The organism is Haloterrigena salifodinae, assembly GCF_003977755.1.
GTDB lineage: Archaea > Halobacteriota > Halobacteria > Halobacteriales > Natrialbaceae > Haloterrigena > Haloterrigena salifodinae.
Genome location: NZ_RQWN01000001.1, coordinates 65167 through 79993, shown reverse-complemented (window position 1 = coordinate 79993; position 14827 = coordinate 65167). Strand labels below are relative to the sequence as shown.

Annotated in this window: 17 protein-coding genes; 4 read left to right on the top strand and 13 right to left on the bottom strand. The window is 66.3% G+C overall.

The window, feature by feature from the left end:
- Positions 1–6: 6 nt before the first annotated feature.
- Complete coding sequence (locus EH209_RS00410; RefSeq protein WP_126661037.1) at positions 7–531, top strand: hypothetical protein; 525 nt, start codon at positions 7–9, stop codon at positions 529–531.
- Between the two features lie 158 nt (positions 532–689).
- Here the strand turns inward: EH209_RS00410 and EH209_RS00405 are convergent, their stop codons facing one another.
- The 12 genes from EH209_RS00405 to EH209_RS00355 form a co-directional block, all read right to left on the bottom strand.
- Positions 690–2462 (bottom strand): YcaO-like family protein, encoded by a 1773-nt coding sequence (locus tag EH209_RS00405; RefSeq protein WP_126661036.1) that lies wholly within the window; start codon positions 2460–2462, stop codon positions 690–692.
- 61 nt (positions 2463–2523) lie between these two features.
- Positions 2524–3675 carry an SPFH domain-containing protein gene (locus EH209_RS00400; protein ID WP_126661035.1) on the bottom strand — a complete coding sequence of 384 codons (1152 nt, stop codon included), beginning with the start codon at positions 3673–3675 and terminating at the stop codon, positions 2524–2526.
- Positions 3676–3826: 151 nt separating this feature from the next.
- Positions 3827–5059 (bottom strand): cation:proton antiporter, encoded by a 1233-nt coding sequence (locus EH209_RS00395; RefSeq protein ID WP_126661034.1) that lies wholly within the window; start codon positions 5057–5059, stop codon positions 3827–3829.
- A gap of 164 nt (positions 5060–5223) precedes the next feature.
- Positions 5224–6675, bottom strand: coding sequence for an MATE family efflux transporter (locus tag EH209_RS00390; protein ID WP_126661033.1), 1452 nt, complete (start codon positions 6673–6675; stop codon positions 5224–5226).
- Complete coding sequence (locus EH209_RS00385; protein WP_211338306.1) at positions 6676–7392, bottom strand: TetR/AcrR family transcriptional regulator; 717 nt, start codon at positions 7390–7392, stop codon at positions 6676–6678.
- Between the two features lie 173 nt (positions 7393–7565).
- Entirely contained in the window at positions 7566–7775 is a 210-nt protein-coding gene (locus EH209_RS00380) for a hypothetical protein (protein WP_126661032.1), read from the bottom strand.
- A gap of 178 nt (positions 7776–7953) precedes the next feature.
- Positions 7954–8406, bottom strand: a complete 453-nt coding sequence (locus EH209_RS00375; RefSeq protein WP_126661031.1) for an RNA-binding protein — start codon at positions 8404–8406, stop codon at positions 7954–7956.
- Positions 8407–8464: 58 nt separating this feature from the next.
- Complete coding sequence (locus EH209_RS00370) at positions 8465–8668, bottom strand: DUF1918 domain-containing protein (RefSeq protein ID WP_126661030.1); 204 nt, start codon at positions 8666–8668, stop codon at positions 8465–8467.
- A gap of 39 nt (positions 8669–8707) precedes the next feature.
- On the bottom strand, positions 8708–9055 hold the full coding sequence (locus EH209_RS00365) for a hypothetical protein (protein WP_126661029.1): 348 nt from the start codon (positions 9053–9055) through the stop codon (positions 8708–8710).
- A complete protein-coding gene (locus EH209_RS00360; RefSeq protein WP_126661028.1) occupies positions 9052–9867 on the bottom strand; it encodes a succinylglutamate desuccinylase/aspartoacylase family protein in 816 nt (271 codons plus the stop codon). Before EH209_RS00360 ends, EH209_RS00365 begins: the two co-directional genes overlap by 4 nt.
- Positions 9868–9985: 118 nt before the next feature.
- Positions 9986–10159, bottom strand: coding sequence for a hypothetical protein (locus EH209_RS23795; protein WP_164721974.1), 174 nt, complete (start codon positions 10157–10159; stop codon positions 9986–9988).
- A 155-nt stretch (positions 10160–10314) separates the two neighbouring features.
- Positions 10315–10995 (bottom strand): type 1 glutamine amidotransferase domain-containing protein, encoded by a 681-nt coding sequence (locus EH209_RS00355; protein WP_126661027.1) that lies wholly within the window; start codon positions 10993–10995, stop codon positions 10315–10317.
- Between the two features lie 147 nt (positions 10996–11142).
- Between EH209_RS00355 and EH209_RS00350 the strand changes: the two genes are divergently transcribed.
- On the top strand, positions 11143–11688 hold the full coding sequence (locus EH209_RS00350; protein ID WP_126661026.1) for an Hsp20/alpha crystallin family protein: 546 nt from the start codon (positions 11143–11145) through the stop codon (positions 11686–11688).
- 82 nt (positions 11689–11770) lie between these two features.
- On the opposite strand, the gene EH209_RS00345 is transcribed toward EH209_RS00350, so the two are convergent.
- Positions 11771–12775 (bottom strand): DHH family phosphoesterase, encoded by a 1005-nt coding sequence (locus EH209_RS00345; RefSeq protein ID WP_126661025.1) that lies wholly within the window; start codon positions 12773–12775, stop codon positions 11771–11773.
- A 294-nt stretch (positions 12776–13069) separates the two neighbouring features.
- On the opposite strand from EH209_RS00345, the gene nirK reads away from it, so the two are divergent.
- On the top strand, positions 13070–14170 hold the full coding sequence (gene nirK / locus EH209_RS00340) for a copper-containing nitrite reductase (RefSeq protein WP_126661024.1): 1101 nt from the start codon (positions 13070–13072) through the stop codon (positions 14168–14170).
- Between the two features lie 145 nt (positions 14171–14315).
- Positions 14316–14720 carry a helix-turn-helix domain-containing protein gene (locus EH209_RS00335; protein WP_126661023.1) on the top strand — a complete coding sequence of 135 codons (405 nt, stop codon included), beginning with the start codon at positions 14316–14318 and terminating at the stop codon, positions 14718–14720.
- The last annotated feature ends 107 nt before the right edge of the window (positions 14721–14827 follow it).

The window sequence follows — 14827 nt, the reverse complement described above, 5'->3', positions numbered from 1 at the left end:
CCGAGTGTGAACCGCCGTACGGTACTCGGATTCGCCGCGACGTCGGCCCTCGCAGGGCTCGCGGGCTGTATCGAGGGCGTCCAGGAGCACTTCGGGTTCCAGGGCGTCATCCCCGTCGAGATCCAGAGCGAAGCCGAGGAGACGCAGAACATCCTCCTCAAGTCGCGTGAACGCGAGTCGGGCCGGCAGAGCTACGAGCAGAGTTACTCCGTCACCCCGGAGGAGACCGTCAGCGCGCCCCACCTCGACCAGACGGAACAAAGCTTTCGCGTCGCCAAGATCGAGAACGAAACGATGGTGACCGTGAGGACGGTATCGGTGACGCCCGACGCCAACCTCGTGAAGATTCAACTCTACGACGACAACCTCGTCGTCGAGGTCCGCCGGGACGACGGCGAAAACGAGATCGCCGACGGCGAGGACGAGGACGGCGACGGAAATGAGACGGCAGGGAACGGCAACGAGACTGACCCCGACGCGACCGGCAACGAGACGGCCGCGAACGAAACCGACACGGACGACGACGAGTAAGTCGGCATTCTCCTCGCGCCGGCGCCGGCGCGGAATTTCTCGCCGTCCACGAAACCGTCGATTCTCGAGACGAAGAGACGCTTCCCCGAGTACTCGCTCCAAATACCGGATCCCGACGTCTACTCTCTTCCCAACCACTCACCGCTCCTACTGGCCGCTCACGGATAGGGATGGAACACGCGCTCGAGGCGCGGTTCGAAGCCAAGCTCCGCCGGCACCGTCCACGCCCGCTCGCCGAAGAACGGCTCGCCGGTGAACAGCGGCTGGGCGCCAGGTACGACGACCCTGACCGCCTCGAAGCCGGTCTCCGCGACGTCTCGCGTCGTCAGCCGCGCCGCATACGGCGTCAGGTCGGCGTCGGTCGTCCGCTCGACGAGTTCCGTCAGCGCCGCCCGACCCTCGGGCGCGGTCTCCGGACCAACGCTTTCGGCCGAAACCGTCCGCTCAACGTCGACGAACCCGCGAACGACCTCGGGGAACGCCGCGTACTCCCCAATGGCGCCCGAGGCGTCGCCGACCTCCTCGGGGCCGAGATTCCGCAGTTCCATCCAGTTCTGCAGCGCCTCCTCGAGCGCCGAGCGCGCGGCGGCCGTCGCGTCGAGGTCGGCCGCGGAGCCGACGGCGAAGGCCGGCCACTCGTCGGCCGTCGGATCGACGGCGCCCTCGAGGGCGTCCGGATCGCGGTGGACGGCGACGGCGACGACCGGGACATCGACGTCCTGGGTGACCAGCAGCGGCGTCACCGATAGCCCCTCGCCGCGCGCGCGCCGGGCGAGGACGGTGAAGCCGTCGTCGTCGACGGTCAGCCCGAGCGGGTCAAACGTCGAGTACCACGCGAGCATCGTCGCGTCCCGCTCGATGACCTCCGTCAGGCCCGAGAGCAGGGCGTCGACAGTCGACGAGCCGAGTCCGAGCCCCGTCGTGATGCCGGGGACGAGCCCCCGACCGTCTGCGGGTTGCGGGAACTGGACCGCGTCAGCCGGCAGGTGGACGTCGTCGCCGGTCGCGAGGTCCTCGCCCGGCACCCACCGGTGCTCGTCGCTCGCGTCGTAGGCGGGTGCACCGTCCGGGCGCACGAGCGCCGTCGGCGAGACTGCGTTCTCGAGGTCGTCCTCGCTGGCACGGACGAACTCGTCGTCCCGGTAGACGCCGGCGCAGTAGCGCTCGAGGCCCTCGCCGACGGCTTTCATCAGCGCCGCGTTCCAGTCATCGGCGACGCCGGCCGCCTGCGTCGGCGCGCTCGCGTCGCTGAACCCCTGCGTGTCGGTCGTCGTCGCCAGGTAGTAGGGCGCGGGGAACGATTCGATCTCGCCGATGGTCCTGACGATGCCGACGCGGTCGTCGATCGCCGCCTCGGCGTGCTCGACGGCCGCGTCGAGGGCGAGCGCGTCGTCATCGTCGCGCTCGAGGGACCGGTCCCGCGTGTCGGTCTGACACTCACAGCCGGGAACGGGGAGGACCCGCCGCCTCGCGTGGGGCAGTTCGAGGACGTGGCCGATCACCGACCGGTCGTCGCCCGACAGGACGCGGACGCACTCCCGGCCCGCGAGCGCGCCGGCGAGACGAGCCGTGCTGCGGTCGGCCTGGGGCCGGTCGCTTCGCTCGCCCTCCGCTATGTTCGCGGCGACGCGCTGGCGGAGACAGTCGAAACAGCCCGTCGCGGGCGCGAAGCCCGAGACGGCCGCGTCGACGGCGGCGAGTGGCTGGCCGCCGACGCCGCCGACCTCGACGGCGATCCACGGCGTGTCGCCGGCGCGCGCGGCGGCGTTCGCTCGGCGGAACGTGGCCGCGCCGGCCACGTCGCTGACGACCGCGAAGCGGGCGTCCTCGAGGTCGTCGGCTGTCGCGTCTTCGACGGTGACGTCGACGTCTCCGAGTGCGGTGACGACCGCCTCGCGGACCGGATCGTCACCGACGACGTGTACGTTCATACCGGATCACTCACAGGCCGGCATCAAAAGGGCCGCGCTCGGTCGCGAGATTCCGAGGGGATCAGTCGTCGTCGGAGTCGCCGTCGCCGTCGCCGTCCGTCTCCTGGCGGGTCTCGGCGATGTCGATCGTCTCGCCGGTCTCCGAGGGCATGTCCTCGCCCTCCTGGATCGCCTGGGCCTCCTGTTCCATCGCCTCGACGTCCATCTCGACGTCCTCGATCTCGCCGAGCATTTCGGAGATATCGTCTAGCCCGATCAGTTCGCGGGTTTCCTCGTCGAACTCGAGGCTCTCGAGCTGTTGACCGTCCCTCTCGACGTCACTCCCGGTGAGGTGGGACCCGTAGCGGCCGACCAGCGAGGTAAGTTCCTGGGGCATGACGAAGGTCGTCGACTCGCCCTGGCCGATGTCGGCGAGCGTCTCCATTCCCTTCTCGATGACAGCGCGTTCGCCCATCGATTCGGCGGATTTCGCCCGCAGCACGGTCGATATCGCGTCACCTTGCGCCTCGAGGATCTGGCTCTGCTTTTCACCCTGGGCGCGGATGATGTTCGACTGCTTGTCACCCTCCGCCTGTTCGACGGCGCTGCGGCGTTCACCCTGGGCCTCGAGGATCATGGCGCGCCGGCGGCGCTCGGCGGAGGTCTGTTCCTCCATCGCGCCCTTGACGCCCTTCGAGGGCGTGACCTCGCGGACCTCGACCGATTCGACGCGGATCCCCCACTCGTCGGTGGGTTCGTCCAGTTCCTGGCGGATCCGCTCGTTGATCATCTCGCGGCGGGAGAGCGTGTCGTCGAGTTCCATATCGCCGATCACGGCGCGCAGCGTCGTCTGGGCCAGGTTCGAAACCGCGCGCTCGTAGTCGTCGACCTCGAGGAACGCGCGCTTGGCGTCCATCACGCGAATGTAGACGACGGCGTCGGCCGTGACGGGCGAGTTGTCCCGCGTGATCGCCTCCTGACTGGGCACGTCGATCGTCTGGGTCCGCATGTCGAAGGTGTAGACCCGCGAGACGAACGGCGGGACGATGTTCAGCCCCGGTTCGAGCAGTTTGCGATACTCGCCGAGGACGGTGAGCGCGCCCCTGTCGTAGGCGTCGACGATCTCAACCATCGACCAGACGGTGGCGACTACGACGACGAAAACGAGCGCGCCGACGACCAGCAGCGGATCCTCGGCGACCGTTTGCGCGGGGTAGACTGAAAGCGGCGTCATATGTGATATACGGTACCGACCCGAATAACACTTGGCCCAAACGAGATAACCCGACGCCCTCGAGCGACGATTCGACGCCGGCCACGGGAAAACGGAGTGTGACTCGAGAGCGAGTCTCGAACCGATCGGGCGCTCGGGAATCGGTAGTCAATCAGTCGCTCGAGACCGCGTCGACGTAGACGAGTTCGTCGGCCCGCTCGAGCAGGCGCACGCCCCAAGTGACCGTGACGGGGACGAGTGCGGTGGTGAAGATCGCGATGAAGACCAGGATCGAGAACATCTGCGTGTCGATGACGCCGGCCTCGAGGGCGACGGTGGCGATGATGATCTCGACGGTTCCCCGTCCGTTCATCCCGAACCCGACGACGAGCCCCTCTCTCGATGTCAGCGACGTCGGCAGGGAGAAGAGCCAGGAGCCGACGATCTTTCCGAGGAAGGCGATGGCGACGAGGGCGATCAGGACGCCCAGCGAATCGAAGAACACGCCGAACGTGATGTCGAATCCGACCGTCACGAAGAAGACGGGCGCGAACAGCCCCATCGCGAGGTCGTAGATGACGGTGTGCATGTGCTCGTACAGGTCCGGCTCGACGTCGGCCTGCCGGAGGAACATGCCGGCCATGAAGCCGCCGATGATCATGTGCAGTTCCGCGAGTGTCGCCAGGTAGGCGAACAGCATCGAAACGAGCAGGGCGAAGGTGAAGGCGGTCGTCCGGTCGACGAAGCCGTACCGCTCGCGCTGGCGCTCGATGTGGTGCCACGCGACGGGCAGGAAGCGATAGCCAAGCAGGAGCGTGATCACGAAGAAGGCGAGCGCCTTAGCGAGGATCAGTCCGATCTCGGTCGCGTCGAACGCGCCGGCGGTGACGTAGCTGTCGACGCCGGCGAACGCGACGAGCACCCCCACGTCGGAGGCCAGCGCTCCCCCGAGCAACACGTTCGCGATCCGCGTGTCCAGCAGTTCGAGGTCCGCAAGGATGCGGGACTTCGTGGCCAGCGACGTGGCGGCCATCGCGAGCCCGAGGAACAGGGCCGCGCCGACGGAAACGTCGAGCGCGATCCCCGCGCCGTAGCCCAGCCCGAACGGGATGACGAACGCGCCGAAGGCGATCAGCAGTGACTGCGGCCCGAGCCGGAACAGTTCCCGGAGGTCGACCTCCATCCCGACGAACACCATCAGGAGGAACACGCCGAGCTCGGCGAGGACGGTCAGCAGCTCCGAAGGGTGTAACAGTCCCAGCAACGGTGGGCCGAACGCGATGCCGGCGAACAGCTCCCCCATCATCGTCGGGTAACCGAAGCGCTCGGCGACCCCGCCGAAGATCCAGGCGACCGTCAGGACGAGCAGGAGGCTTAGAATATCGATGTTAACGGCTTCGACCATCGATCACCACCACCTTCCGGCGCGGACGGCGATCGACGGCTGATCGCGGCGCTGATACGGCTTTTCGATCCGCCGACGTACGCTGTCGCCCCCGGTAGTCATAGTGGTTCCACTCGGTCGGGTACGTCTCCCCTTGGATACTTTACTGATGGGGGGAGCGGTCGTCAGTCGTCGGTGCTCGTCTCCTCGAGATCGAGGTCGTCGGCGACGCCCTGGGAAGCGCCGGGTTCGGCATCGCGCACGCCGGCGTCCCGCCAGGTGCCCCGGCGATACCAGCCGTAGGCGAGGGCGGCGCCGACGGCGTTCGAGACGGCGAAGGCGATCCAGATCCCCTCGTAGCCGATCGCCCTCGAGAGGCCGTAGGCGGTCGGGAGGCGGATGCCGGCGTAGATCACGAGGACGATCGCCGCCGCCGTGAGGGTCTTGCCGGTGCCCCGGAAACTCCCGTTGTACGCCCGCATCACGCCGATGAAACCGAACGACGGCGCGACGTACCGCAGGAAGGAGACGCCGATGTCGACGACCTCTGGATCGGTGGTGAACACGGCGATAATCGGCCGCGCCCCGAGCCACGCCACGACGCCGAGGGCGCCCAGCACGACGAACATCACTCGAGCGGCGAAGTTAGCGGCGTCCGCAGCGCGGTCCGGTTTGCCGGCGCCGACGTTCTGGCCGGTCATCGTCTCGACCCCGCGGGCGACCGCCACCGCCGGCAGGAAGATGACCGAAAACACGCGCGTCCCGACGCCGTAGGCGGCGACGACCGTGTCCGGGAAGAACGCGACGATGACCAACAGCAGGTTGATCGACAGCGCCCGGCCCATCCCCTCGACCGACGCCGGAATGCCGATCTCGACGAGTTTCCGCGCGTACGAGAGGTCCGGCCGCATCTGCCCCAGTCGGATCTTGACGCCCCTCGAGCCGCGAAACATGATCGCGAGGCCGACGGCGAGGGCGAGCCCCCGGGAGAAGACGGTCGCGATCGCCGCGCCCTGAATGCCGAGTTCGGGGAACGGCCCCCAGCCGAAGATCAGGAACGGGTCGATGACGACGTTGAGCAACACCGAGCCGAACATGACGAGCATCGGCGTGATCGTGTCCCCGTAGCCCCGCATGAGCGCGATGAAGACGAAGAAGCCGAACATAAAGGGCATGCCGAGCGAGATGACCTGCATGTAGTCGGTCGCCAGCGGCAACACGTCACGGGAAGCACCCAGCAGCCCCAGAAGTTCCCTGACGAAGCCGTAGCCGACGACTCCGATGAGGGTGGCGCCTAGCAGCGACAGCGCGACCGTCTGGGAGGCGGCGTACTCCGCCTCGCGCTCCTCGCCCGCGCCGATGTGCTGGGCGACGAGGACGCTCCCGGCGACCGACAGCCCCATCCCGACCGAGATCAGCAGAAAGACCATCGGGAACGCGAAGCTGATCGCCGCCAGCGTCTCCGTCTTGTACTGGCCGAGCCAGAACGTGTCGAAGAGGTTGTAGGCGGTCTGCAACAGGTTCGTGACGATGATCGGCAAGGAGAGGTAGAACAGCGGCCGCGCGATGCTGCCCTCGGTCAGGTCGAACTCCTCGCGGCCCTTGAAGAGGGTCGAGAGGCGATCCGCGAGGCTCATCTAGTCTCCCTCCGTCTCGTCCTCTCCTGTGTCCTCGCCCGCGTCCTCCGAGTCGTCCGCTGTCGTCGCTTCCGTCTCGGCGGCCGACGAGGCGTCCGCCGTCCCGTCGGTCGAGGACACGTCACCGTCGTCGGGACTCGAGTCGTCGGTCCGCAGGTCGTCGATGTACTCGTGGACGTACCGCCTGGTCTGTTCGAGGGATTGATCGACGGCCGCCGCGCGCGTCTGGGCGCCGTGGAAGACGGTGACAAGGAACTCGGCGGTCTCGTCGGGATCGACGTCATCGCGGAACTGCCCGGCCTCGATTCCGGCCTCGACGAAGTTCGCGATCCGGTCGTGCATCGCCCGATCGAACTCGGTCAACTGCTCCTGGTAGGCCTCGTTGTACGGCGACTGGGACTTGATCTCGAGGATCGCCGTCCGGAACTCCTCGGCGGCGTCGTCGTCGCCCTCCGTCAGCAACTCGTCGAACAGCGCGTGGAGCCGTTCGGCCGGCGTCTCGCCGGCGAGCGTCTCGAGTCGGTCCTCGAACCGATCGAGCAGGAAGCCGAGGAACGACTCGAGGAGGTCGCCCTTGCCGTCGAAGTGGTAGTGCAGGGTGCCCTTGCTCTTGTCCGACTCCGCGGCGATGTCTTGCATCGTCAACTCCGCGTAGCCGTGTTTGCAGAGCGCCCGGTACGTCGCCTCCATAAGATCGTCGACGGTGTCTTCAGACATTCGAGATTTCGTTACCCGACTTACTGACCGACCAGTCAAAAGGGCTTTGCAACCGGACGGTCGCGATCAACTGGATCGCAAGACGGGCGGTCAAAGAGACGAGAAGACGGACGATAACAGTAGATGGTATCTCGATTTCGTTACTAATAGAGGGCCCACATCTGAGCGGATTTTCAGAAATATGCCTCTCTGATCACAAACAGTAGCCAGACTATCGGTGCAAGAGCGAGTACCAAGCCTAATACGCCTATCGGATAGTTCCCTTCCAGGAGTCCCCGCGCCCATCCCCTTCCGAGATAAAAAATGAACAGGGAAAGGACAACTAAAATCACATTGCGGAGCGAAAAGCCGAATCCTTCCGCGTTGTCATCAGGTGATGACATTTTGTAATAATTCTCCTCGTCTTGTTATAAGCGTTCTCCCGTTCGTTCGCACACGTACTTGACGAAACCAGTCATCCAGTTTCAGGCGTGGTTCTGAATAAAGAAATCGTAGTACTAACTACTGATAACGGGACATCAGGACAGATACTCGCCGTCCGACGCGTCGAGACGACGAAACTCAGTCCTGTTCGCGCAGTCGCTCGAGGACGTCGCGGGCGTTCTCGACGGCCTTCTCCTTCTTGGCGGGGTAGGCCTCGACCTTCCCGCGGAAGGTGATTCCGTCGCCGAGTCGAACGTCCCCTTCGAAGGCGGCCTGCTTGTCGAGTCGCAGGAAGAGTTCGGTGTTCTCGGTGACCCGCTCGTCGAGTTCGTCGATCACGTCGTCGAAGCTCTCGAGGTCGGCCAGCCGCGAGAGGACGTGGCGGACGTCGTTGGCCTTCTCGACGCGAGCCGAGAGGACCAGAATTCGGTCGCCGTAGTGGCCCTCGCTCTCGACGCGTTCGATCTCGAACGGTTCGTCGTCGTCGCCGTCGGGAAGAAACGTGCGCATGGCCTCCTCGACGCGTTTCTCGTCCTCGGTGGCGTAGCAGAACGTGCGTAAGTCGACGTAGTGAAGCGGGATCTGTGGCATCTGAACCTATCCGTGTCCGTGAAACGGTCGCGAATCGAATCCTCGCGACCAGCGGTCGTTATTCCTCGTCCTCGTCTTCGTCGTCGTCGGCCGCCTCGAGGTCGTCCTCGGGGACGCCGGTCTCCTGTCCGTCCTCGAAGCTGACGGTGTAGGTGACGTCGCCGAACATCGACTCCATCGTCTGGGTGACGGTGCCGGTCTCTCCGTCGAACTCGCTGTGCTCGTCGTTCAGGACGACGCGATCGTCTTCCTCGAAGCTCATACCCGATGGTTCCCCGCGGTCGCGTAAAAAGGGACTGATTCAGTTGTTCGCCGCCGTCGCCCGGTCGCGCAACCGCTCGTATCCGTAGCCGACGGCGACCGCGATCGAATAGCTCGCGCCGAGGAACGGCACCCAGTAGATCCAGAACTCGAAGCGCGGCGCGAGGGCGTTTCCGATCGCCGTTCCGACGCTGTAGAGCAGATATCCCGGGAGCGCGAGCGGCGAGAAAAACCGCGTCTCGAGCCAACCGAGGGCGAAGGGGACGACCAGCGTCGCGAAGGAGACGAGCGTCGCGGGGCTCGCGACGGCCCGGCGGAGCGACGCCGGCAGGTACCGCTCGAGCGCGGGGCTCGCACCGTCTCCCGGACGCTCGCGTTCGGCGGTCATTCGGCACCTCCGGCCTCGACCTCGAGCAGGCCGTGCATCGCGAGGACGCGCGCCGTCGCCAGCCGCGTCAGTTCGACCCTCGTCTCCCGATCCAGCAAGAACTCGGTCGTCTCGAAGAGGTAGGCCGCCGACTCGAGTTCGCGGGCGGCCTTCTGAAAGAGCAGGGGGCTCGAGAGGTCGGTCTCCCGGGCCGTGAACCGGTGGAAGGGGAGGTACCAGGGGACGCCGTCGGCGTCGAGCGCGTCGGCGAGTTCGTCACCGCGGGCGTCCGGCGAGTGAAAGATCGCCTGCCCGACGTACTCCCGGTGAAATCCATAGACACCGAGCGACCGGTGGAGATCGAGGACGACGTCCGGTTCGCGGCGTTCGACGGCGTCCCAGATACCGCGCGCGAGTTCGGTCGTCGGCTCCTGACCGACCGGAAACATGCGGTTCAGATCGCCGTCGGGGCCCTCCCGCTCGTTGTTCTCGACGGCCACGCGGTTCGTCTCGGGGACGACGACGAGCGTGCCCGCGTCGGGGCGCCAGTCGACGACCTCGCGAGCGACTGTGACGCCGCTTCGCTCGTCACCATGAACGCCGCCGAACACCATCGCCGTCGGACCGTCCCGCGGCGAGTCGATTTCGTACAGCGGCGTCTCGTGATCGGTGTCCGTAAGGAGTCGTTCCGTCTGTGTTTCGGCCTCGCCCGTGTCGCTCGGTGCTCGAGCGGCCGCGAGCAGCCGGTCGTTACCCGGCGGCTGACTCGCGACACCGGCGGTAACCGTTCCCGCGAGAACGCTGCCGGCGGCCAACAGGGTCCGACGATTCATCGGATCGGAGAACGGCGTCCCGCTTGAAGCGCTTTCCTATCGACGACGCGCGACGTCACAACTGAGTGAGATGAGACTCGAGGAGGCCCGACGCGACCGTCGGTCGGTCGCGGTCGAACTATCGCATGTTCTCGAGGGCGACGACGGTGTCCGACATGAGCCACGCGTCCTCGTTGGTGGCGTCTTCGATGCTGAGTGCGAAGAACGACTCGCGGCCGTCGTCGACCGTAATTCGGTAGCTACGGCTCTCTAAGCGGACTTCTGCGGACGGGTTCGATTCAGCGGGGACCACAGTCGTGCTCGGGAACCAGCGGGGATAACTCGCTCGGTCGGCGGTCGATCCGGGACGAACGGAGCCGCGAACGGTCGCACGAGAGTCGTCCGAACGGGGACGGATTAGCAATATCGACGGACGCTATCGGGTCGCCGGTGCGTACGCCGGAGGCGTTACTCGCCGAGCTCGGAGAGCAGCGTCTCGGCCGCCGCGCTCGAGGAGCCGGGACCGCGGGCGGTCAGCAGGTCGCCGTCGACGGTGACGCTGGTGTCCGCGTCGAGTTCGGCGTCCCAGTTGGCGCCGGCCGCCTTGACCTCGTCTTCGACCCAGTAGGGCAGTTTCCGGCCGCTGGGCATCAGGTCGTTCTCGTCGACGATGCCCTCCTCCCACTCGTTGGGGAAGCCGGTGATATCGCGACCGTTGACGATGAACGCGCCCTGTCGGTCGCGGGCGAACGCGAGGATGCCGACGGCGTGGCAGACGACCAGCGCCTTGCCGTCGTCGCCGGCGACGGCCTCGCGGAGGAGGCGCCGCGCGTCGCTGTCCTGGTTGACGTCCCACTCGGCGCCGTGACCGCCGGGGAAGACGACCGCGTCGTAGCCCTCGGCCTCGGCCTGGGCCGTCGGGATCGGATCGTTCAGCCGCTCGTCGTTCTCATGGACCTCCCGGACGTGCTCGGCGGTCTCCTCGCCGACCTCGTCGGGGTCGATCGAGCGCTCGTCGACCTTCGGTGGACTCCCGGAGGGCGTCGCGACCGTGATCTCGAGGCCCGCTTCCGAGAGCGTCTCGAGCGGCTCGACGCATTCTTCTCCCCAATACCCCTCTTCGCTGACGACAAACAGTGCAGAACTCACACCCGTTCGTACGGGACGGAGCGTAAAAACGACCAGCCCTCCCCTCGGTTCTGCCGCAATGTCCGCTTCGATACGTTTCCTTGCGTGACAATCCGCGACGACGAGAGTGGCCTTTTTCGCCGTTCGCGTTGTGTGTTACAACATACCATGTCTGATAGACCCACCCCGTTCGACGGACTCGACGAGCTGTTCGACCAACTGAATCGTCGGCTCGAGACGGCCGCCCGAACCTGGCAGTCGGAGGTCGATGATCGGAGTCGACTCGACCTCTCGATGAGCGGGGCGGCAACCCGGCTGGACCTGACCGATCAAGGCGACGAGTTCGTCGCCACCGTCGACGTCCCCGGCTACGAGAGCGACGACCTCGAGATTCGCGTCCGCGACGAGACGCTCGCCATCAGGGGCGAACGGCAGCACGCGGTCACGGAGAGCAGCGGACTCGGCGAGCGCGACAATCTTGAGGAACGCGAGCGCGAGGAGACACGCGGGACGGGCGAAGGCGACCGGGCGGGCGAGCAGGAGGGAACCTACATTCGCCGCGAGCGCGAGTTGCAGTCGTTCAGCCGGCAGGTTCGGCTTCCCGAGCGCGTCGACGCCGACGCCGCGACCGGGACCGTCAACAACGGCGTCCTGACGGTTCGGCTTCCGAAACTGGAGCCCGGCGGCGAGACGCGGACGATCGACATCGACTGACCGGCGATGCCGCAGCCAACACTCATCGACCGATCGCGACGGCCCCGCCACCAGGTGTGTGCCCGGATCGACTGGCGCGCGCTCACTGGACGTCGTCGAGGTTCAGGGCGTCGAAGAACCGACGCGTGAGGCGGCCGTCGACGAACTCGAGCAGCGCGTCCGTGTCGTCGGCCTCGTCGGCGAAGAGGCCGAGCTCGATCCGTCCGCCGGCCATGTCGTGGTGGCCGCCGACCTGTCCGAGATCGTCGAAGGCGGTCTGGAGCGTCTCCCCGATGTGGATCCGCGGGTCGATCGAGCGCGCGCTCAGCCGGATCGAGCCGTCGACGACGCCGTAGACGAGCACCGTGTCGACGCCCTCGAGGTTCAGCAGGTAGTCCGCGGCCTGGGGTAAGGCGTCGGTCTCGGTCGTTTTGCCGACGCTCGCGACCAGCGAGGAGCCCCGCCGTTCGCGGCTCGCGATCGCCTTCCCGATCGCGTCGAGCGTGCCCGGCGAGAACGCGCTGCTGTAGAGTTGCTCGAGGGTCTCTAAGTCCGCGTGGGGGTAGACCGCCAGCGCCGCCTCGTACTCCCGGAGGGTCGGCTCGCGGACGAAATCGAGCCGTTCGCGGTGGAGCGCGAACAGCAGCGCCGAGGCGAGCCGCGTCGTCAACTCGATCTCGAGCTCGCAGAGGTACTCGACGAAGATGGTCGCGGTCGCTCCGATCCGGGTCCGGACGTCCTCGAAGGGCGCGCCGACCGACTCGCCGGGGTGGTGATCGACGACGATCCCGGGCTCGATCTCCGTCGGGAGTTCGGTGTTGGCTCCCGGCTGTGAGTGATCGACGAAGCCGATGCAGTCGTAGTCGTCGACGGCCGTGTCCTCGATCGGCTGCAGGGAGATGTCGAGCATGTTGACCAGCGCCCGGTTTTGCTGGTGGGAAATCTCGCCGCCGTAGGCGATCGTCACCTCCTCGACGTCGTGGTCGGTCGCGATTGCCTTGAGGGCCAGGGCGCTGGCCAGACAGTCCGGATCCGGATTGTCGTGGCAGACGATCGCCAGCGACTCCACCGTCTCGAGGACGGCCACGAGTTCGTCTGCACGGGACATACTTGGTGTACGACGACGAGACGTTTGAATCCCGCGTCGCGTCTCACGAATAGTATCGGCGATCCCAGCTCCCGTCGTGCGGTTCGCTCGAAGGAACGCCGGCTCGGGCCGCGACCGAACTCGGACGGTCGCTCTCGAGGCGCCGTCGAACACGCTTATACCGAAATCAGAACATCTTCGGGTCCGTTCTCGAGCGGAGGTAACGCGGCTGTACCCCTACAGTAGGCTTCCCATCCCGGAGAAACGCGCCTCTTGGTTCAATAATCGAACGGATCGATACCTAAGTGTCACGTCATGACCCCGAACACCAACTCCCGACGACGGTTCCTGCAAACGGCCGGTGGGGCGACCGCGCTGGCGATCGCCGGTTGTCTCGACGGACTGTCTAACGACGGCGAGCAGAACGCACAGGGCACCGATACCGAGACGGACGAGGAGGGGGAGCTGGCGGCGGTCGAGTCCGTCGACGTCGAGAGGATCGCTCGCGATCCGACGACTATCCCCGATCCGGTCGACTGGAACGAACCTCGCGAGCACGACGTCACGGTTCGAACCGAGCGGGTGACCGCCGAGATCGAACCGGGGGTCACCTTCGACTACATGACCTTCGAGGGGCAGGTTCCCGGTCCGATGCTGCGGGTCCGCCGTGGCGACCGCGTCACCCTCACCTTCGAGGTCCCCGACGACCTGAACGTCACGAACCACAACATGGACTTCCACGCGGTTTACGGACCGGGCGGCGGTGCTGACGCGACGACGATTAGCCCCGGCGACGATCCCGCGCAGATCAGCTTCAGAGCCGAGTACCCGGGCGTGTTCATCTACCACTGTGCGATTCCGGACATGGACCAGCACATCAGCGCCGGGATGTTCGGCTCGATTCTCGTCGAGCCCGAGGACGGCCTTCCGGAGGTCGACCGGGAGTTCTACCTCGGCCAGCACGAGATCTACACGGGCGGGTCGGTCGGCGAGGAGGGACACCACGGCTTCGACTTCGACGCAATGCTGGCCGAGCAGCCCACGTACGTCGTCTTCAACGGACAGGCCTACGGTTTCACCGAGGACGGCGTCGGGCCGATGCACGCCGAAGTCGGCGAAACCGCCCGCGTCTACTTCGCCAACGGCGGGCCGAACCTGCTGAGTTCGTGGCACCCGATCGGCAACGTCTGGAGCCGGTTCTACCGCGACGGCGACCTCCTGACCGCCCCCGATCGTAACATCGAGACCGCGCCCGTGGCCCCGGGGACGACCGCCGCGGCCGAGATGGAGTTCCCCGTCCCCGGACCGGTCAAGATCGTCGACCACGCACTGACCCGCGCGGCTCGGCGGGGCGCACTCGCGGTCATCGATGTCGACGGCGAGGCGGATCCCGAAATCTACGATCCGAATCCGTGAGAACCGACCTTCGAAGACCGCCATACGACGGGTAATCGACCCCCGTTTCCAGCGCAGTTAGAACGATGCAAATCGAAACAAACACACCCGTCCCAGTGTCCGGTATCGGCGAGAAACCCGGGGTCGATCAACGCGCTGTCCGCCCATGAGGAACGATATCGACGGCAACCGGATCCGAGTCACGGTGACCGTGACCGAGGACGATTCGATCGAACAGCTCGTCGACTGCGTCGAGGACGTGGTCGACGCTCGCATCGTCGACGCGCCCGACTCGAGTCGCCGCCCGACGACGCTCCGAATCGACGTCCGGGACGTGACGCCGAAACAGTGGGAAGCACTCGAAGTCGCCTTCGAGAAGGGGTACTTCGACTGCCCTCGAGAGACGGATCTCGAGACGCTCGCGGCGAGGCTTTCGATCTCGAAGTCGGCGGTTTCCCAGCGCCTTCGCGCGGCCGAGTCGACGCTCCTCCGCGCGATCGTCGAGGCGACTCGAGCGTCCGGATCGCACGACGTCGACACCGGGGTCGAACCGGAACCCGAAACGCGATAGCCGGCCGAGCGTTACTTCGCGGTCACGGTGCCCGTTGGACGACCAGCAGAACTCGCCGAGTCAACCGTCACGCGCTCGCGCAGGTCGGGAACGTCCGTCGGTCGCTC

What these genes read in the sequence shown, in the direction of transcription:
- EH209_RS00405 (WP_126661036.1), bottom strand. Translation starts at nt 2,462, where the DNA reads ATGAACGTACACGTCGTCGGTGACGATCCGGTCCGCGAGGCGGTCGTC.
- EH209_RS00400 (WP_126661035.1), bottom strand. Translation starts at nt 3,675, where the DNA reads ATGACGCCGCTTTCAGTCTACCCCGCGCAAACGGTCGCCGAGGATCCG.
- EH209_RS00395 (WP_126661034.1), bottom strand. Translation starts at nt 5,059, where the DNA reads ATGGTCGAAGCCGTTAACATCGATATTCTAAGCCTCCTGCTCGTCCTG.
- EH209_RS00390 (WP_126661033.1), bottom strand. Translation starts at nt 6,675, where the DNA reads ATGAGCCTCGCGGATCGCCTCTCGACCCTCTTCAAGGGCCGCGAGGAG.
- EH209_RS00385 (WP_211338306.1), bottom strand. Translation starts at nt 7,392, where the DNA reads ATGTCTGAAGACACCGTCGACGATCTTATGGAGGCGACGTACCGGGCG.
- EH209_RS00380 (WP_126661032.1), bottom strand. Translation starts at nt 7,775, where the DNA reads ATGTCATCACCTGATGACAACGCGGAAGGATTCGGCTTTTCGCTCCGC.
- EH209_RS00375 (WP_126661031.1), bottom strand. Translation starts at nt 8,406, where the DNA reads ATGCCACAGATCCCGCTTCACTACGTCGACTTACGCACGTTCTGCTAC.
- EH209_RS00370 (WP_126661030.1), bottom strand. Translation starts at nt 8,668, where the DNA reads ATGAGCTTCGAGGAAGACGATCGCGTCGTCCTGAACGACGAGCACAGC.
- EH209_RS00365 (WP_126661029.1), bottom strand. Translation starts at nt 9,055, where the DNA reads ATGACCGCCGAACGCGAGCGTCCGGGAGACGGTGCGAGCCCCGCGCTC.
- EH209_RS00360 (WP_126661028.1), bottom strand. Translation starts at nt 9,867, where the DNA reads ATGAATCGTCGGACCCTGTTGGCCGCCGGCAGCGTTCTCGCGGGAACG.
- EH209_RS00350 (WP_126661026.1), top strand. Translation starts at nt 11,143, where the DNA reads ATGTCTGATAGACCCACCCCGTTCGACGGACTCGACGAGCTGTTCGAC.
- EH209_RS00345 (WP_126661025.1), bottom strand. Translation starts at nt 12,775, where the DNA reads ATGTCCCGTGCAGACGAACTCGTGGCCGTCCTCGAGACGGTGGAGTCG.
- nirK (WP_126661024.1), top strand. Translation starts at nt 13,070, where the DNA reads ATGACCCCGAACACCAACTCCCGACGACGGTTCCTGCAAACGGCCGGT.
- EH209_RS00335 (WP_126661023.1), top strand. Translation starts at nt 14,316, where the DNA reads ATGAGGAACGATATCGACGGCAACCGGATCCGAGTCACGGTGACCGTG.